The organism is Pontibacter aydingkolensis, from assembly GCF_019443125.1.
Lineage (GTDB): Bacteria > Bacteroidota > Bacteroidia > Cytophagales > Hymenobacteraceae > Pontibacter > Pontibacter aydingkolensis.
In genome coordinates, this window is the sequence record NZ_JAHYXK010000004.1 from 171,636 (window position 1) to 191,443 (window position 19,808).

The following is a 19,808-nucleotide window of genomic DNA, read 5'->3' on the forward strand; positions in this document are numbered from 1 at the left end:
TACATTTGAAAAATATATTTGAATATTAATTCATAACATAATTATATTTATATCACCACTTAAAATTTGATCGCTGCTCATTTAAAAACAGGATATAGTATTTTCTGTAGCACTTTTTAATGTACAGGCAGCGTAGTATTCCAGAAACTTCTATCTAAGAACTGGTTTCCTCTACTTATCCGGCAAAATTGTTAATAGGCTTGCCTGTTGCTAAAAAAGGGTACAAAACCTTTTTGCTAGCTACCTATGCGCTCACATCCAGGCCTTTACTTGTAACGTACTTATGCCATTACCAGGCAAATGCACCTACTGCAGCCTGGTAAAACTAGTATACTTTAAAAAAACATCCCACACCACCCTATTTGTATCGCACTTAGAAAACTACAAGAAGACACTACAAAACCTAGTATTAAAACAATTGAATCAATACCAATATGTAACACTTCTAAATTTTAGCAACAGCTTATGAAACGAAAAGCTAAGTACAATTTACTGGCGTTGGCCTGCTTATTCCTGTTTCTTTCCGGAACGGCCTATGCGCAAACGGCACTCTCCACCGCCCTGCAGCATATAGAACAAAACAGGGCCAAGTATAAACTGACACCAGCAGACATATCTGACTATGTAATAACTGACCAATACACTTCCAAAAACAACGGCATTACACATATTTATCTTCGACAGCGCCACAACGGCATCGAAGTAGTAGACGCAAACATCAACATCAACATCAGCAAAGACGGTAAGGTAGTGAACATGGGCAACCGCTTTATCCCGAACTTGCGTGCGGCTATAAAAGGCAATGCAGCGGGCCTGTCGCCAGAAAAGGCGGCCGCGGCTGCTGCCGGTCATCTGAAGCTGCAGGTAAAGGAGCCACTTATAATTAAAGAGCGTAAAAGGCCAACCGACAAACTGCCTGCAGCGGCAAAGGCAGTTGTACTTAGCGACGGGGGCATCTCCCTCTCTCCTATCCCGGCAAAACTTGTTTACCAGCCTATGCCAGATGGCTCTGTACGCCTGGCATGGGAAGTAGGCATTTACCAGATAGATGCACAAAGCTACTGGAATGTAAAAGTAGATGCTGCAGACGGTAATGTACTAAAGAAGGAGGACCTGGTTGTGCATGACAACTGGGGTTTGCCAACCGTTACCGATGCACCTGGAGAATCTGCGTACTTCTCCCGAAAAACACCAGCTCCAAAAGCGAAAACTGCAACAGTAGCCGAAAAAAAGAAACTGCAGCAGGATTTTATGACGCTGGCCATGGCACCACGTAGCGTAGCCAGCACGGCAGCTGCCAACATGGCCTCCAGCGGAACCTACCGCATTTACGACGCACCTTACGAAACGCCAAGCCACGGAGAGAGAACGTTGGTTACAGGAAAAGAGAACACCAATGCCTCGCCTCTTGGCTGGCACAACGACGGGCTGGTAACTTATACCATCACCAAAGGCAACAACGTGCATGCCTACGAAGATATACTAGGCGCCAATGCCGGTATCAGTCCGGACGGTGGCCTGAACCTGAACTTTGACTTTCCGCTTGATTTGACACAAGAGCCCACAACTTATGTGCAGGCCGCCACAACAAACCTTTTCTACTGGAATAACCTGATGCACGACGTGTTTTACCTGTATGGTTTTGACGAGGAAAGCGGAAATTTCCAGCAGACTAACTTTACAGGCGCAGGTCAGGGACTGGATGGTGTAATGGCCGAAGCACAGGATGGCGGCGGTACTAACAACGCCAACTTCCTGACGCTGCAGGATGGTGTGCCGGGTCGTATGCAAATGTATCTCTGGACCTCGTCGCTTCCGGCCAAACTGCTGCATATCTCTGCTCCTGCGTCTGTAGCAGGGTCTTACACAGGTGTGCAGGCTGCTTTCGGACCTGCTGTTGATGAAAGAGGAGTTTCTGGAAAGATAGTTATGGCAGATCCAGCCAACGGATGTAATAGTGCCCCTGCTCTTCCAGCCGGATCTGTGCCTACACCACTTAATAACCAGGCAGAGATATCTGGTAACATAGCGCTGATAGACCGTGGAGGCTGCTCTTTTATTTCCAAAGCGCTGAACGCGCAGGCATCTGGAGCAACAGCTGTTATAGTAATAAATAATATAGATGGCCCTGCCATATCAATGGGTGGCGACGAAACAGGCACAGCAGTATTGATTCCTGCTATCATGATAAGCAAAGCTGATGGCGACAAACTTAAAGCGGCACTTACTGCTGGTCTGGCTGGCTCATTAAGGCTAGAGGGTGGTGTTCCTCCGTTACGGGATGGTGACCTCGACAACGGTATCATCGCGCATGAATACGGACATGGCATCTCAATTAGGTTAACTGGAGGGCCTGGTACCCAATGCTTGTCTGGTGCAGAGCAGGGTGGCGAAGGCTGGAGCGATTTCTTTGCACTTTTCATGACTATGCGTGAAGGCGATACTGGTCCGCAGCGCCGTGGCATAGGCACCTATGTGCTATCAGAAAGCACAGACGGTGGCGGTATACGCCCTGCCCCTTACAGCACCGACATGGGCATTAACCCTTATACCTATGGCATGGTGTCTAACCCTGAGATTTCTGTACCGCACGGCGTAGGCTTTATCTGGGCTACTATGCTATGGGAATTAACCTGGAACCTGATAAATGAGTATGGCTACGATCCGGACATTTATAACGGAAAGGGCGGAAACAACATAGCACTACGACTGGTAATTGACGGCTTAAAGCTACAACCTTGCAGTCCTGGCTTTATTGATGCCCGCGATGCTATACTTGCCGCCGACCAGATCAATAACGGTGGGGCTAACCAATGCTACATCTGGCAGGCGTTTGCCAAGCGTGGCCTGGGCTACAGCGCACAGCAAGGCAGCAACAACGACCTCACCGATGGTGTAGAGGCTTTTGATATGCCGCCATCATGCGCGCCACAGTTTGCCATAAACTTAAAAGCCAACCCTTCTCCGGTAGTAGACGGGCAAGTGCTGACTTATACGATTAACGTGACGAACAACACTGCCAGCAGTGTCAACAATGTGTCCATCAGCAGTCCGCTTCCTGCCAATACTACCCTTATACAGGAATCTAGTGGAGATAGTCCGAAGCTGAGCAATGGAGTGGTTACCTTCAAACCAGTTAAGATGCCACAGGGAGAAAGTATAAACCGCACCTATAAAGTGATCGTGAATAAAGGAGACGGCACCACGGTATACTTCCACGATGATATGGAGAACGGCGGCAGTAAGTGGAAAGTATCGCATGGTTTAGGCCTGAGCGACTGGCAGCTAAGCACCAAGAATCCGTTTAGCGGCACCACCTCCTGGTTTGCAGTAGACCCGGATGCCTTTAGTGACCAATACCTGAGGTTATCTACACCGGTTACGCTTGGCGAGAATGCGCTGCTTCGTTTCTGGCACAGCTACGCCACAGAAGGTGGTTTTGACGGCGGTGTGGTAGAGATAAGCACCAACAATGGCCTGACCTGGACAAACCTGGGCAGTAAAATGATTCAGAACGGTTACAACTCAGAGATTCCGCTAACTAATGCCTCTACCATCATCGGACCTGCCTTTACCGGCGGCAGCAATGGTTATATTCAAACTATAGTAGACCTGAGCAGCTACAAAGGACAGAAGGTGTTGATCCGTTTCAGGATGGGCTCTGATGTACTTACTGGTGCCACAGGTTGGTACGTGGATAACGTTGACATAGTAAGCAACCCGGTAAGTATAACCAACACGGCAACAGTAACCTCTAAATGGGGTGGCGAGAAAACAGCTACCGTAGAAACGCTGGTTCTGAAATCGGGAAGTATAAATGTAGCGCAGACTTCCACTGCCTTAGCATCAGACATGGATAAGACTATGCTTTATCCTAACCCGGCGCAGCAGCTGGTTACCCTAAAGCTGGCAAAAGGTATAACCGGTGCTATTGAAGTGAATGTGGTTAACACGCTCGGGCAGCTGGTAATACACAAACAGCTGAACGCTGAAGAAGCCAGTGCCGGAGCAGGCATTGCGCTGGATAAGCTACCAAACGGCATTTATTACTTTACCATAACGGCAGGCGGTTCAAGGGAGACGCACAAGCTGATCATTAAGAAATAAGCCAAAGGACCAAAAGCGAAAGCCACCTCTCTATAGAGGTGGCTTTCGCTTTTTATAACTAGCAAGACATGGCACAATTATAACTGATCAGCACAAAAACAGTGCAAACTATACATCCATCAGAATCATGTAAACAAAACATCAGTGCAATTATATACTTCACAATTAGCTCATATTGCAAACAGTTTCTTTATTTAATCCATAACTTAAAACACAATTATCTGTTTAATAAGTATAGTAGCTAGCATGTTACAAGCTGGCATTGTGCAATTTTAACAGACACTCATGGAGGTTTTACCAAATATAATATTGTTTACCGTTGCGGGCCTTTACCTGCTTTTGCTGGTATTTATATTGGCTTGGGTATACCACGACGCAGAACAGCGCGGGTTAAATGGCTGGCTGATAACAGCGCTTGCCTTTTTCTCCGGAACGATATTCGGAACACTGGTATGGTTGGTACTGCGGCCAAGACTTGAACCGCAAACTGTACCTGTCCGAAGCTAAGGCAGAATTTTTCTAGTTTTAATTCAGCAGCTGGCAGCAATTTTTGTTGTCAGCTGTTTTTTTGTGCCTTGTGGCGACAGAATTCTACCTACCAATGAGTATTTGGCCTGTGCTAAGTATGCGAAAGTGCTTATATTTGAGCAGTATATACAAAATAAAATGAGAAAGCTCTTTTTAGGCTTTTGCCTGCTGCTAAGTATAAACGCTGTCGCACAACAGCCAAAGTATAGCAACCTGGTTCTGGAAGGCGGAGGAATACGTGGCATTGCCTACGGAGGCGCTTTAGCCGAACTCGACTCCCTGGGCATCTTACCGCAGATAAAGCGGGTTAGCGGTACATCGGCAGGAGCCATTCAGGCGGCGCTGCTGGCAGTAGGCTATACTCCCACCGAGATAACTGAAGTAACCTTTACTACACCTGTACAACAGTTTAACGATGGGCGCTTTATCTTTTTCGGAGGCACCAACAGGCTTTTTAAACAATACGGCTGGTACCGTGGCGATAAATTTACCGAATGGCTCGGGAAACAGATCGGTGCCAAAACAGGAAATCCGGATATTACTTTTGCCGAATTACATGCGTTAGCCATCCAAAACAAGGCCAGAGACCTGTATGTTACCGGCACCAATTTAACAGACCAGTGCGTGATGGTTTTCTCACATGAGACATTCCCGAATATGCAGTTAAAGCATGCCGTGCGTATTTCCATGTCTATCCCGTTATACTACCGAGCGGTACTGCTCGACCAGGAAGGAAACATTGTGACAAAACCTAAAAAAGGACAGCAGGTAGATGTGTTAGTCGACGGAGGCATACTGGCAAACTTTCCGTTAACGCTTTTCGACGATCAAAAGTACCTCGACAACTCATCCGCGCTTAGCCAGGACTACGACAGCCAGGGCATCTATCATAACCCACAAACACTTGGCCTCAGGCTTGACCGCGACGAGCAGATTGCCTTCGACGAGCAACAGGCTGGCCTTGCCCCCTATAACATCAACAAGTTCGGCGATTACATGGGTGCGTTTTATACGATCGTAAAAGAAAGCCTTAACCGCCAAAGCCTAACTTCGCACGACTGGGACAGAACAGTATCGATAAGTACAGCAGGTTTTAGTCCACGCGTACGCAAACTAAGCGAAACAGAAAAAAGCACCCTGCTGGCTAGTGGGCGTAAAGGCGTACAATCCTTTATGCACAGAACACAGCAGGCCATAAACCATGATTAAAAACCAGGATATACAGCAGGAGTCGATCTATGTGCAGGTTACGGGTACAGACTTGCTGCACCTGCGGCGGATAAGTATAAAGCACAAGGGGCCACCCGTGTTGCTCGTACACGGCTCCATCGAAAACGGCAAAATCTTTTATACAAAGTCCGGTAAAGGCTTTGCATCGTACATGGCCCGGAATGGCTACGATGTGTTTGTGGCAGATTTGCGTGGCCGTGGCAAAAGTAAACCTGCTATCTCCCGGTTCTCCGATTTTGGGCTCAGCCATACGTTAACAGAGGATTTCCCGGCCATCATTCGCCAAATAAAAGAGCTGAAGGGTGATGTACCGCAGTATTGGGGGGCTCACTCTTGGGGAGGAGTACTGATGCTGGCCTACCTGGCCCGGCCTGCAGAGCCGGTGCAGGTACAGGCAATGGCTTTTTTCGGGAGTAAGCGCCGTATTAGCATCCGCAGTCTGAAAAAGTTTGTGATGGTGGATGTGGTCTGGAACTGGGCATCTAAAGTAGTAGTGGCTGCCAAAGGCTGGTTACCGGCCAAACACATGCGCATTGGCTCCGATAGCGAAACCCGCCTCACCCACAGCCAAACCCACGACTGGGTAGTGCAGAAAAAGTGGCTGGACTGGCACAATGGCTTCGACTATGCCGCTGCCCTCCAAAGTATAAATCTGCCCCCTGCCTTATACCTTACCGGTGCCAAAGACGATGTGCTGGGTCACCCTGTTGATGTGGAGAAGCTGATGCAGGAAACAGGCTGCCAGAACTGCGAGCTTAAAGTTATCAGTAAAGCCAATGGCAACCTGCACGACTATGGCCACATCGATCTCCTGACACACCATGACGCACAGCGCGATCACTTTCCGATGGTGCTGGCATGGTTCAGAAAAAACTCCTATGTTGCAACGCTTACGCCTGATTCTGGGTCAGGAGAGTAACAACATTTATACTTCATCATTAAACCGGATTCAAATTATACATTTTTACACCTCATCTTTTTATGAAATTCACGCTTAAAACCTGCCTGGCATTGCTTTTTGGCTCTGTACTTTTTACATCCTGCGAGAACTGCAAAAGCCCTTCGATCACAACATTTACAGAAACAGACACTGACTGGCTTGCCTATACTGCAGACGCTCCCACTGATGGCAAACCTGATACCATATGGTTTACAAACGATGCCGGGGCTGATATAAAGTTTACCCGCACGCAACTGTATGCCAATAACCTTCCGGGCGATGGTTTTACCTTCGATGACAAATGCATAGACCAAATGAATGCGCAGGCAGGAGCTATCATTCAGGATGTGACTAGGAAGATGCCCGGGCTTGCGACTTATATCCTTAAAAAGCCCAACGATTTGCAGGTAAAGCTATTAGTAGAAAAACTAGGCACTTACGAGATACAGGAAGAGAACCCTACGCATGCCTCGCTTACTATAGACGGACTAACTTATGTGGATGTGTTTGAAGTAAGCATACCCGGGAACGACACAGACGACAAAGGCAAAGTAAAGCTGGTATACTTTAACAAGACCCATGGCTTTATCAGGGTAGAGTTTTATGGCGGCAAATTCCTTCAGCTGCAGGCATAAACAAAAAGGCGACTCTGGTTAGAGTCGCCTTTTTAATTTCATTTTTTAAGCGTGCTGATGTTCTTTATTTAATTTCTCAAGCACTTCAATAGCTGTTTTAACATGCTCCAGTGGCTTTGTCATGGAGTTGAAAACATAGCGCACTACTCCTTCTTTATCAATGATGTAGGTCACTCGGCCCGGCAAGATGCCCAGCTTGCGCGGCACACCGTACAGGTTGCGGACACGTCCGCCTTTGTCGCTTAAAAGCACGAAAGGAAGGTGGTGCACCCGTTCGAACCGCTTGTGCGAATCTACACTATCTGAGCTAATGCCAACAACCTCGGCGCCATGCTCCTTAAACACCTCGTACTGGTCGCGGAACTCGCAGGCCTGCTTTGTGCAGCCCGGGGTGCTATCTTTCGGGTAAAAGTATAGCACTACATTTTTATCGTGTAACAGGTCTTTTAAACGGAAAAAGCCACCATCCTGTCGGGTCAATTCAAAGTCTGGTGCTTTATCGCCTACTTTAATTACTTCTCTGCTCATAGTCTTTTTCACAATTCACCAATATGTATAACCAAACCTGTTGTAAAAAGTTCGGCTGCAAGTTAGATTCTTAACAGGCAAACAGCCAAAGAAATCGCGCATTAATAGCAAACAAAACAGAAAATAAACATCTTTGTGCCCACTCTTGCACAAACAATGCCCCTTATAAACGTTATCATACCGGCCTACAACGAGGAAAAATCCATAGCCAAAGTAGTGCATGACATTCCGAAGGGCTTTGTGGATGAGGTAATTGTGGTAAACAACAACTCATCCGACGCTACGGCCGCTGTTGCAGCTCAAGCGGGTGCCACTGTGCTGCACGAGCCACAGCCAGGCTACGGAAATGCCTGTTTAAAGGGAATAGCCTATGCAGCCTCCAAACCGGAAGCCACCCGCCCTGATATCATCGTTTTCCTGGATGGGGATTATTCTGATTACCCGGAAGAAATTACAAAGGTAGTGCAGCCTATACTTGATGGCCGCGCTGAGATGGTGATCGGATCGAGGGCCCTGGGCAACAGGGAGTCAGGCGCCATGATGCCGCAGCAGATTTTCGGAAACTGGCTGGCAACTACCCTACTGCGCTGGTTCTACGGTGCAAAGTTTACTGACTTAGGCCCCTTCAGAGCTATTAAGCTGCAAACCCTGCTGGACCTGGACATGCGCGACCGCACCTATGGCTGGACGGTGGAGATGCAGGCCAAAGCCGCAAAAAAGAAAGTACGTTATACTGAGGTACCTGTAACCTATCGCAAGCGCATCGGTTTCTCTAAAGTATCGGGCACGGTAAAAGGCACTGTTATGGCCGGGTATAAGATAATATTTACGATATTTAAGGTGTTGTTTTGATATTAACACTCCTGGCGCGAATTTCCAGATTCGTGACTAAATAATGATGTTGAGTCTCTGACTCAACTGGCCTGGAAGGACAGGCAATAGTCGGTTACAGGTAGCAATTACAGAACTTGCACCTACGACTTTTGAAACCAGAAGGTAGATAAAACGGACTTAATGCCATTGCTAGAGCAAGAGGCTATACTTTGTTGCAGATGCTTAACCTCCCTTCTACCAAGATCCTTTCAGGATGACAGGAGGTATAGTAATGGCTAAAGTATACTTTTTGTGGTCAAGAGGCTGAAGCATAACCTAAAACACAGACGAAACCAAAATGAACATACTCGAAGCATCGGTAATAGCAGTTTACGGCCTGTGCCTGGCTTTTATCTTTTGCTATAGTATGGCCCAACTGCACCTTACCATACTTTACTGGCGCCACAAAAAGCAGCGCACCCAACAGGCACAAAGTATAAATCAGGAACAGCAAGTATGGCCAAAAGTTACGGTACAACTGCCGCTGTACAACGAACGCTACGTGACCGAACGCCTGATAGAAGCAATTACGGCATTCGATTACCCACGCCAGCAGCTTCAAATTCAGATCCTTGACGACTCTACAGATGACACCACCGCCATTATTGAAGAAAAGCTGAAGCAATATCCAGACTTAAACATCCAACTGATCCGCAGGGAGAAACGGGAAGGGTTTAAAGCAGGGGCATTACAGTTTGGTTTGCAAACTGCCACAGGTGAGTTTATCGCAATATTTGATGCTGATTTTCTGCCAGGTTCTGATTTTCTGAAGCGTACTGTATCAAAGTTTACCGATGCCGGAATAGGTGTGGTGCAAACCCGATGGGGACATTTAAACCAGCACTACTCGCTACTTACCAAACTGCAGGCTTTTGGGCTGAATGCGCATTTTACAGTAGAGCAGGGTGGCCGATACAGCGGAGGGCATTTTATTAACTTTAACGGCACAGCCGGTGTTTGGCGCAAAGCCTGTATAATCGACGCCGGCGGCTGGCAGGCTGACACCCTCACCGAAGACCTGGACCTGAGTTACCGGGCACAGCTTAAGGGCTGGCATTTTGTTTTTATGGAAGATGTGGAAGCACCCGCCGAGTTGCCCGCTGCCATGGGTGCCCTTAAATCGCAGCAGTTCCGCTGGACAAAAGGCGCTGCCGAAACTGCCCGAAAACACCTTGGCCGGGTATTGCAATCCGAAGTGCCGTTGCCTACCAAACTGCATGCTACCTTTCATCTACTCAATAGTATGGTTTTTATTTGTGTGCTACTAACGGCGGTGCTGAGTGTACCTATGCTTTTTATCAAAGACAACAACCCACAACTGGCCATACTTTTTAGATTTGGTTCGGTGCTGTTGCTTAGTTTAGTGGCATTGGTGGCATTTTACTGGACGGCCCTTTACCAGCAAAGCTACCAGGCCTGGAAAACCACTAAACGCTTCATACCCGATTTCTTCCTGTTTTTGTGCATGAGTATGGGCTTGTCGCTGCATAACAGTATGGCTGTGGCAGAGGGGCTATTGGGTATTAAAACTCCATTTATCCGTACGCCAAAGTATAACCTGCTGCAAAAGCGAGGCACCTGGCGGAAACAAGCCTACTTTATGCAGAGTATAAGTCCAGTAACGGTAGTGGAGGGTATACTTACTTTATACTTTGCAGCAGGCGTTGTGCTGGCTTTTCGGTTTAATGACTTTGGTTTGCTGCCTTTCCATGTGATGTTGGTAATTGGGTTTGGGGCCGTGTTTTTTTATTCGCTTTTGCATAACAGGCGCACCTAAAACTTACATGACAAAAAGCAGAATTGCAGCTTATACTTTGCTCGCCCTGTCGGCTGCGGTATACCTTGCACTGGGCTATGCCACCCCGCGCACTGCCTTTACACAGTTGTTGCTACTGTATGCAGTTTTGTTTGCGGCCTATCTGTATATGGCAAACCATAAACTGAACATCTGGGTCGGAATTGGGGCAGCTATACTTTTCAGGCTGTTGTTCCTCTTTGCTGAGCCGGCTTTGTCTGATGATTATTTCCGGTTTATCTGGGATGGGCGTTTACTCGCTGCAGGCGTTAATCCATATGCACATATCCCTTCTTTTTTTATAACTGCGGATGCCCCCCAGGTGGCAGGTATAACCAAAGACCTCTACCAGCAGCTTAACTCGCAGCAGTATTTTAGCGTGTATCCTCCTGTTACTCAGGCAGTGTTCTGGCTATCGGCGACACTCTCACCGGAAAGTATAAAAGGAAGTATAGTAGTAATGCGGTTTATACTTATACTTGCCGAACTGGGAAGTATACTTTTGCTGCTGCGCCTGCTCCGGAAAATGGCCCTCCCAGAAAAACACCTGCTGCTGTATGCTTTAAACCCTTTGGTAATTGTAGAGCTTACCGGCAACCTGCACTTCGAGGCGATCATGATCTTTTTTCTGCTGCTGGCCCTGCATCAGTTATTTTATCAGCGAAGTATAGTTTCGGGTGTAGCCTTCGGTCTGGCTATTGGCGCAAAGCTTATCCCGCTGATGTTCCTGCCCTTTTTGCTCCGGAAGCTGGGTTTTTACAAATTCGTGGTTTTTGCTGCTTCGGCTTTGTTTATACTTATTGCCATTTTTTACCCGCTGGTAAACCTGGAACTGCTACAAAACATGTGGCAGAGCATCGATCTATACTTTCAGCGGTTCGAGTTTAATGCCAGTTTTTATTACCTGCTGCGCTGGCTGGGCTTCCGCCTTACTGGCTATAACCAGATCGCCATACTTGGGCCATTGCTGTCTCTTATTACGCTGGTAGTTATAATTGCCTTAGCCTTTGTTAAAAAGCTGGCCTCTATCCGCAGACTGGCTGGTTATATGGCAGTGGCCCTTACAGTATACTTGTTCCTGGCAACTACTGTGCACCCCTGGTATATCTGTACGGTGCTGGCCCTTACGGTTGTCAGTAATTTCAGGTATGCGGTGGTTTGGTCGGGTTTGGCTATACTTACTTACGCTACCTACCGCCACACTCCCTACCACGAAGACCTAGGCCTGGTAACACTGGAATATACCCTTGTTTTTTTGTGGGTGCTGGTAGAGTTATACCTGTACCGCCAGCGAAGAAGATACCCTAATTTGAAGGGGTAAATTTGTTTGTTACTTATATAGCATTGCGTATATTTAACAAAACATACGTGTAGCCACCGGAAATTGGGGTAAAAGCGTAGGTTATTACGTTTAGCTAGTAGTTGTATGTAATGAAATCAATTAAAACTATACTCAAAAATTGCTTATGAAAACCCAAACAAGCTTACTTACCATTTTGACCATGCTTTTATTCATAAGCTTCGGCTGTGATAAAAAAGAAGAAGTTACATGTATTGATGATTGTATGGAGTCATACTTGAAGCAAAATGAGATGGTCAGCTATAAAGGTGAAGATGTAGGCTGTAAGTTTTTTTTGAAATTGTATGAGTACCAAAACAAGCAATACTATGTGTTAGATAGCCATTGTGCTGATGTGGCAATTAATCCTTCTGATTGTAATGGCAACACCTTGTGCGATACTGATAATGGGAAGGTATGCAATGAGTTTTTTGAAAAGGCAAAGTATATAGGTATAGTTGGAATAAAACCATAAATCACCACACAACAACACCTATAGTATATAAACGCACTGTAGCCCAGTTCGTTGAAATAAGTCACTCTCTATGTAAAACCTTTTGCTCGCCTTCCTTTTCCTAATTCTTTTTTTCCTGCAATTGCCAAAAACGCAGAGAAAGCTTATTATTTTAAGAGTGGCGGTATTATGGGTAAAACAGAAACAATTATCGAATCAAAAGATTCTACCTATATTATACACCGATACTTTTACGGTAAATTAGGTAGTGCATTAACGGATACTTTAATACAAGTGAATGGTAAATTTCAAAGTGATCACTTTTACCTCTTCTTTTCAGATAAAGGAATAAACCTGCAGCATCGGGAAGACAATAAACCGTCAAAACCTAAAAAGTATAGGGTATACGCTAACGATCACCCTTTCATAGTATCGAAGTATGATCAATGGAGCGCCTGGGAAAACAGATCTGGAAATTAGAGCGGATAAGTATAAAACATGTCCCAACAACTAACTAAAGCAATGGCCTTTATTAACAAGTACATTAAAAACAAACTCCCTCTGCTCTTAATGCTTTAAACTTAAGCTAAAGCTGTCATTTCGAACATGCCTGAGACGAGAGTCGAAAGGGACCTGCGTAGCAGTGTGAAATCTGAAATATTGCGGAACAGTGAAATTCTCCAGATTTCTCCCGAAGGTCGAAATGATAAAAACGCTGCTGTTCTCCTTAAATTGACAGAATTGTACTTATTCCTGTCCTATCTCCTTCAGTGGCTCCATCAGGAAATCGTAAAAAGGTTTCAACGCCTTCATGGCGTCTAATACCACATTCATGAAACCAGCACTTAGCACGGTTTTGTCATTAATCGGCATAACGGCATTCCAGCTTTTAAAGCGCAGGTACTCAATGGCGGGGTTTTCTTTATCGTAGCCTTTGGGGGTGGTCTTTAGTTGCTCGCCGCTTATACTTCCGAAGCGTTTCTTAAAATCCGGTGCCTCCACTATACTTTTAAACTCGTCCAGGCTGTAGTCTATTTCCTGGCGCACGGCTTTCAGGTAATCAGAAGGCGGCATCCAGAGGCCTCCGGCTACAAACGAGTTATTGTTGGCAGCCAAGTGTAAATAATAACCCGGGTAAATAGATTTTCGTCCGCCCTCAGCCACATATGCCCCGAAATGGTCTTTGTAAGGGCGCTTGTCGTTAGAGAAACGCACATCGCGGTAAATCCGGAACACCAGGTCTTTGCCTTTCTGCTCAAGTGCGACAGGCTCAAAGGCAGCCATCTCTTCCAGCATCTCATCCAGAAACTGGATGTAATTCTTCCGGGCTGTTTCGTAGCGCTTTTTGTTTTCGTTAAACCATTCGCGGTTATTGTTACGGGTAAGGTCAGCTAAAAAATCTAATGTGGTTTTATCTATTGTGGCAGCCATTGCATTGATCAGAGTTTAAGTATACAAACAACGCAGAAGCACCTGCTTTGTTCTGTCTGAAATTCTCCTAAAATTAAGACAATTATACTTTAAGCGAAAACCGGTATTTAATAGATTGTCCTTGCCACCTGTAAGCGCTTTACCGGCTACTCCATTACCCTCCTATTGTGGTGCAATCACGTACAATAAATAGTTAGTACCTACACTTTTTACCATGTTACGCTTGCTGTACCTGCTGCTTTTTACTTTACTTACTGCCACAGTATGCGCACAGCAAAGTCTGCAGACGGCAGCGCCTTATGCCAGGCAAAGGATGCAGGGAGCTATTATTGCATATCAAGCAATGCTGGAAACAGGAAGCTGGAACACATTTCCGGACAATACTTTACTAAGGCAGGGAGATACAACAACATATGTAACGGCCCTGCAGGAAAACCTGGTACTTACCGGCGACCTGTCTCTGGATGCTGCCACCTTGCCCGGAGTTTATACTTCGGAGATGAAAAAGGCCGTACAAAAATTTCAGGCCAGGCACGGGCTTATTGCAGACGGTGTGGTTGGACCCAACACGGTTGCCGCTATCAATGTGCCCCTGACCCAAAGGCTCTGGCAACTAAAATACAACTTGGCCAATTGGGATACTGCTTTCTTCTCTGTAACACAGCCTTATGTAGTCATCAACCTTCCGGATTATACTTTACAAGTGGTAGACAGCAACAAAACGGTGCTGCAGATGCGTGTGATCATTGGCAAACCCTCACTGATGACCTACCCGATATTGAGTGAACTGGACATGCTGGTGCTGTACCCTTACTGGTATATCCCGAAGTCAATAGCCGTAAACGAGATAGTGCCTTTGCTACGGAAAAACCCGGGGTATTTATCTAAGAAAAAGATGGTACTTGAGCAGCAAAGCCCCAATGGCTGGATACGCGTAAGCCCCTGGCAGGTGGACTGGCAAAGTATAAATGCCTCTAATTACACCTACCGGATCTACCAATTGTCTGGCAAGGATAATGAGCTGGGCCAGGTGAAGTTTTTGTACCCGAACAGACTGCCACAGTATATGCACGACACCCCGAACAAAGAATTGTTTACTTACCCAAACCGTACCTTCAGCCACGGCTGCATCAGGCTCGAAAAACCTTTTGAGTTGGCCGACTATATTTTAGAAAAGGGCTCCGGCTACACGCCGCAAAAAGTAAACGACCTCTGGAACCGGAACACCCCCAATCATTACATTAAAGTAAAAAAACCGTTGCCTTTGCGTATTGTATACTTTACCGCCTGGGTAGATGCGCTTGGGCAGGTACAGTTCCGGGATGATATGTACGGTCTTCACCGTCCGCCGCAGTTAAGTGCTGAGTAAAGGTTGCAGTGTCGTGTTGGATTCTGGAGTACATTATCAGATTTCAGCTGCATATGGTCCAGCTGCCCCTCTCAAGAGCAGGGTCGTTTCATTCTACCAAAATATGTAATTTTAGTGCCTTCGCTCGCGTCCCTGCTCTCAAGAGGGAAATTCCGAAAACAAAAAGCCCTCTCCTGTTTCCAGAAAAGGGCCTCTATATGATTTTATACTTTATACTTATTTCTGTTTTTCCGGCGAACCTGCTGCCATTAGTATATTCTGCACATTCTCATGTTTGGTATAGTCAATGGCAGCTTTACCGGTACTATCCTTTACTTTGGCATCGGCACCGGACTGCAGCAGGGCAAGGATGATCTCGAAGTTGGCATCCATCTCACAGGCCAGCATCAATGGTGTTTTAGCTTCGTTGTTCTGGATATTCGGGTCAGCGCCGGCTTCCAGCAACTTGCCTAGCTCCATAATACCGATATGCTGGCCAATGGTAGCCTGTAATGCTTCAGCCAGAACTGTATTCCCATTCTTATCCTTGATGTTAGGGTCTGCCCCTCTGGCAATAAGCGTATCCAGCAAATCAACCTGCTCCTGTTCATATAACTCTGATCGCACCCTGGAACTGCTCACAGCATAATGCAATGCAGTTTTACCGTCATCGTCCTGTGCATTTATATCAGCTTTATTGTTAAGCAACAGGCTTACAGTTTTCAGGCGTACTTCAGGCTCGTAAATAACACCGTAATCTTCTAATAGCATTGGCACATAAACTGTATGCATCAGCGGGGTACGTCCGTTAAACTCAGCTACAAAATCATCGGGTATGGCCAGTGTGTTTGCATCGCCGCCTGCAGCCAATGCACGTTTCAGCATTTCAGGATCTCGGTTTACGGAGGCGATTACTACCTTCTGGTCTGGCGTCTGGTTAATGTAGAGCAACTGCTCATAAGCCAGTACACTACCTTTAGCAATTGCCTGACGGTAAAGTTTTCGGGCTTCGTCTGTTTTTACTTCTCCTAAAGTTCCTTCTTCGTGTAGCAGGCCCAACGTATAAAACGCCTCACGATCGCCGGCAGCTACGCCTCTGTTTAACCAGTATGCCGCCTTATCATAGTCTTTTTTAACGCCTTCACCGTTCAGATACAAGTTTGCAAGCGATGTATAGGCCGCCACATCGTTGCCGTTGGCAGCGCGGCTCAGGTAATTAAATGCCAGTCCGTAATCCTTAAGCTCCCCAAAACCGGTATAGTACATACTTCCCAGAATACGGTTTGCAAACGCATCTCCCTCAACAGCTTTCTCACGAATTACAATCGCGGCAGTACGCATATGCTGTATAAAGCGCTGTTTATCCTCTAGTGTTCTAAGTATGGTTTGCTCAGCCAGGCCAAGGTGCCCCAATAAACTGCCTTCGTCAACGGCTCGCTGGTAATAAAAAGTAGCAGAATCCTTGTTGGCGGCAAAGTATTTCTCAGCATTCTGTATCTGTTTTACCGTGTCTATCTGTACCGAATCATACTTTAGCTCGCGGTATTGGTGCATGCGGCCCAAAAAGTATAAAGCATCCTTGTCGCCTTCGGCAATGGCCTGCTTAAATTTCTTGTAGGCTTCCGGGTAATTCAAGGTGATATAATGCATCATGGCCGAGTCCATGGCAGATGTACGCCATATCTTTTTCACAACCAGACTTGGAACCGGATTAACAAGGGTTTGTGCATTTGCTGCGGCTGGCTTTTGCGCTGTTACGGTGGCAGTTGGTTTTGCTGTGGCTGTTTTAGAGGCATTACTAGTTGCTGTAGCCGTTTTTTTAGCTGTAGTAGCAGCCTTAACCTGATTACCAGTTGCTTTCTGGGGTGCTTTGCTTTGGGCTATAGCCATATTGCCGGCAAGTATAAATAATACTGCTAACAGTAAATTAATAGCCTTTCTGCTGGATCTTTTATAGATAGTGTGTTTCAAATCTGTTTGCATTAATGCGCTATAAACAACCGCGAAATTACAGTTATCTGCTCTTTAAATCAAAAAACGGGCTAAATCAGACAAATTGTAACGTTTATGCCCACAAGTTAAACGCTTTAGAGCAACTTCCTGTTCATCTTGTAGCATCTTTCTGAAAACACTACAGCACGCGCCATGCCAAATGTTCGGCGCAGGTTCTTTAAAAGGATTAGTATTCGTAACTTGCATAGATTTTAAGACGCACGCGGAAGAGAAGAAATGGATTATATCAGTTTATTAAATGAGTCGCAACGCGCGGCAGTGCTTCACACCGAAGGGCCGGCTATGATCATAGCGGGTGCAGGCTCTGGAAAAACAAGAGTTTTAACGTACCGGATCGCCCACCTGATTAGCCTGGGAGTAGATCCGTTCAACATATTGGCCCTTACCTTTACCAATAAGGCGGCCAAAGAAATGCGCCATCGTATTGAGAAAGTAATTGGCAACGAGGCTAAAAATATCTGGATGGGTACGTTCCACTCGGTGTTCTCGCGCATACTTCGCGCCGAGGCCGATAAAATTGGCTACCCGAAAAGCTTTACCATTTACGATACCGACGACTCCAAAACACTCATTCGCAATATCGTGAAGGAGATGAACCTGGACGATAAGCTGTATAAGCCAAATGTGGTGCTGGGCCGTATTTCCGCTGCCAAAAACAAGCTGATATCGGTAAAACAGTACGTGAATGACGCGGTGATACAGGCCGACGACGAAGCTGCCATGCGCCCCAAGATCGGCAAGATCTACGAAACCTACCAGAACCGCTGCTTTAAAGCCGGCGCCATGGACTTCGACGACCTGCTGTTTAACACCAACGTGCTCTTTAAAGACCACCCGGACGCACTGAACAAGTACCAGAACATCTTTAAGTTTGTGATGGTGGATGAGTATCAGGACACGAACTACTCGCAGTACCTAATAACCAGAAAGCTGGCTGCCCAGAATCGCAATATTGTGGTGGTGGGTGATGATGCGCAGTCTATCTATGCTTTCCGTGGGGCTGATATCCAGAACATCCTCAACTTTGAGCGCGACTACCCGGAGCTGCAGGTGTTTAAACTAGAGCAGAACTACCGCTCTACCAAGAACATCGTAAACGCTGCCAATTCGGTAATCAAAAACAACACTGCCCAGCTGCGCAAAGATGTTTTTACCGATAACGAGCAAGGTCCGTTGATTGAGGTAATAAAAGCCAACTCGGATAATGAAGAAGGCAAGCTGGTGGCTACCACCATTTTCGAGGAGAAGATGAACAACCACCTCTCCTACGACGACTTTGCCATACTTTACCGTACCAACGCGCAGTCCAGGGCCATGGAGGAAGCCCTGCGCCGCATGAACATAAAGTATAAGATCATCGGTGGCTTGTCTTTCTATCAGCGCAAAGAAATTAAAGATCTTATTGCCTACCTGCGCCTGACGGTTAACCCGAACGATGAGCAGGCATTGCGACGTGTAATCAACTACCCGAAGCGCGGCATTGGCGAAACTACCGAGCAAAAGATTTTTGTAACGGCTACCGAAACTAACCATAGTGTTTGGGAAGTGGTACAGAACGCAGCCCAGTTTTTAGGTAACCGCGTGGGCACGGCCATCGAGAATTTCTCGATTATGATCCGCGACTTTGCACGCATTGCTGCAAACGTAGATGCCTTTGAAGTTGCCAAGCACGTAGCCAAGCACTCTGGTATTGTAGATGACCTGTATCAGGATAAAACCGTGGAAGGCCTTGCCCGCTACGAAAACATACAGGAGCTCCTGAATGGTATTAAAGAGTATGTGGATGACCCTGAGAAGGCAGACAAGAGCCTGGATGCTTTCCTGCAGGACATTGCCCTGATAACCGATGCCGACACAAAAGCAGATGACGACGGGGAGTTTGTAACCCTCATGACCATACACTCGGCCAAGGGCCTAGAGTTTAAGAACGTGTTTATTGTGGGTATGGAGGAAAACCTCTTCCCCAGCCAGATGATGCTGAACTCCCGCGCCGACCTGGAAGAAGAGCGCCGTTTATTTTATGTGGCCATTACCCGTGCCGAGAAAAAGCTATACTTAACTTACGCCACCAGCCGGTACCAGTGGGGTAACCTGAGAGCCTGCGAAAAGAGCCGCTTTTTAGACGAGATCGATCCGAAATACCTTAACTTTAAGTATGGCGATTCAAGTGCAGGCGGTGGCAATATTTTTGACAGAGTGCTGGAGCGCAAAAGCAGCATCAGCAGCCTGATAGCGCCGCCACAGCGCAAGCAGGTAGCTACAGCCTATACCCCATCTGCCGATTTTAAACCAAGCGACACCTCTAAATTGGCAGCCGGCATGAAAGTAGAGCACCCCAAATTCGGTTTTGGCGTAGTTACCAAAATGGATACTCAGGGTAACAGCGTAAAAGCTATTATCAACTTTGATGAAGTTGGCGAGAAAACCCTGCTACTAAGCTTTGCCAAGCTGCGGATTCATGAGTAAGTATGAATTTTGAACGAGGGAATGAGTGCATGTGTGAATGTAGATTAAATTTTGTTTCTTTTGATAGAATCACGTATGTTAATTGAAATTAAATATTCACTTAATCACTCAGTCACTCATT

14 protein-coding genes are annotated in these 19,808 nt (G+C 46.4%); 11 read left to right on the plus strand and 3 right to left on the minus strand.

The window, feature by feature from the left end; all coding sequences use genetic code 11:
• Positions 1 to 465 precede the first annotated feature (465 nt).
• The 5 genes from K0O23_RS06875 to K0O23_RS06895 all read left to right on the plus strand — a co-directional run bounded on the left by K0O23_RS06875 (position 466) and on the right by K0O23_RS06895 (position 7,440).
• Positions 466 to 4,107 (plus strand): T9SS-dependent M36 family metallopeptidase, encoded by a 3,642-nt coding sequence (locus K0O23_RS06875; protein ID WP_219876664.1) that lies wholly within the window; start codon positions 466 to 468, stop codon positions 4,105 to 4,107.
• 285 nt (positions 4,108 to 4,392) lie between these two features.
• Positions 4,393 to 4,614 (plus strand): hypothetical protein, encoded by a 222-nt coding sequence (locus K0O23_RS06880; RefSeq protein WP_219876665.1) that lies wholly within the window; start codon positions 4,393 to 4,395, stop codon positions 4,612 to 4,614.
• Positions 4,615 to 4,773: 159 nt separating this feature from the next.
• A complete protein-coding gene (locus tag K0O23_RS06885) occupies positions 4,774 to 5,844 on the plus strand; it encodes a patatin-like phospholipase family protein (protein WP_219876666.1) in 1,071 nt (356 codons plus the stop codon).
• Positions 5,837 to 6,784, plus strand: coding sequence for an alpha/beta fold hydrolase (locus tag K0O23_RS06890; RefSeq protein ID WP_219876667.1), 948 nt, complete (start codon positions 5,837 to 5,839; stop codon positions 6,782 to 6,784). The genes K0O23_RS06885 and K0O23_RS06890 overlap by 8 nt, the downstream gene beginning before the upstream one ends.
• A gap of 62 nt (positions 6,785 to 6,846) precedes the next feature.
• Positions 6,847 to 7,440 (plus strand): hypothetical protein, encoded by a 594-nt coding sequence (locus K0O23_RS06895; protein ID WP_219876668.1) that lies wholly within the window; start codon positions 6,847 to 6,849, stop codon positions 7,438 to 7,440.
• Positions 7,441 to 7,485: 45 nt separating this feature from the next.
• Here the strand turns inward: K0O23_RS06895 and K0O23_RS06900 are convergent, their stop codons facing one another.
• On the minus strand, positions 7,486 to 7,968 hold the full coding sequence (locus K0O23_RS06900) for a peroxiredoxin (protein ID WP_219876669.1): 483 nt from the start codon (positions 7,966 to 7,968) through the stop codon (positions 7,486 to 7,488).
• Between the two features lie 156 nt (positions 7,969 to 8,124).
• On the opposite strand from K0O23_RS06900, the gene K0O23_RS06905 reads away from it, so the two are divergent.
• From K0O23_RS06905 to K0O23_RS06920, 4 genes are all read left to right on the plus strand, one after another.
• Positions 8,125 to 8,820, plus strand: coding sequence for a glycosyltransferase family 2 protein (locus K0O23_RS06905; protein ID WP_219876670.1), 696 nt, complete (start codon positions 8,125 to 8,127; stop codon positions 8,818 to 8,820).
• A 319-nt stretch (positions 8,821 to 9,139) separates the two neighbouring features.
• Positions 9,140 to 10,618, plus strand: coding sequence for a glycosyltransferase (locus K0O23_RS06910; protein WP_219876671.1), 1,479 nt, complete (start codon positions 9,140 to 9,142; stop codon positions 10,616 to 10,618).
• A 7-nt stretch (positions 10,619 to 10,625) separates the two neighbouring features.
• Positions 10,626 to 11,957 carry a glycosyltransferase 87 family protein gene (locus tag K0O23_RS06915; RefSeq protein WP_219876672.1) on the plus strand — a complete coding sequence of 444 codons (1,332 nt, stop codon included), beginning with the start codon at positions 10,626 to 10,628 and terminating at the stop codon, positions 11,955 to 11,957.
• A gap of 145 nt (positions 11,958 to 12,102) precedes the next feature.
• The gene (locus tag K0O23_RS06920) at positions 12,103 to 12,450 is read left to right on the plus strand and encodes a DUF6970 domain-containing protein (RefSeq protein ID WP_219876673.1); all 348 of its coding nucleotides are present in this window, start codon (positions 12,103 to 12,105) and stop codon (positions 12,448 to 12,450) included.
• A gap of 726 nt (positions 12,451 to 13,176) precedes the next feature.
• On the opposite strand, the gene K0O23_RS06925 is transcribed toward K0O23_RS06920, so the two are convergent.
• A complete protein-coding gene (locus K0O23_RS06925) occupies positions 13,177 to 13,860 on the minus strand; it encodes a DUF2461 domain-containing protein (protein ID WP_219876674.1) in 684 nt (227 codons plus the stop codon).
• 214 nt (positions 13,861 to 14,074) lie between these two features.
• Between K0O23_RS06925 and K0O23_RS06930 the strand changes: the two genes are divergently transcribed.
• On the plus strand, positions 14,075 to 15,229 hold the full coding sequence (locus K0O23_RS06930) for a L,D-transpeptidase family protein (protein ID WP_219876675.1): 1,155 nt from the start codon (positions 14,075 to 14,077) through the stop codon (positions 15,227 to 15,229).
• 216 nt (positions 15,230 to 15,445) lie between these two features.
• Here K0O23_RS06930 and K0O23_RS06935 read toward each other — a convergent pair whose 3' ends face one another.
• Positions 15,446 to 17,098: an ankyrin repeat domain-containing protein gene (locus tag K0O23_RS06935; protein WP_219876676.1), complete on the minus strand. Its 1,653-nt coding sequence runs from the start codon at positions 17,096 to 17,098 to the stop codon at positions 15,446 to 15,448.
• 339 nt (positions 17,099 to 17,437) lie between these two features.
• On the opposite strand from K0O23_RS06935, the gene K0O23_RS06940 reads away from it, so the two are divergent.
• Complete coding sequence (locus K0O23_RS06940) at positions 17,438 to 19,687, plus strand: ATP-dependent helicase (RefSeq protein WP_219876677.1); 2,250 nt, start codon at positions 17,438 to 17,440, stop codon at positions 19,685 to 19,687.
• The last annotated feature ends 121 nt before the right edge of the window (positions 19,688 to 19,808 follow it).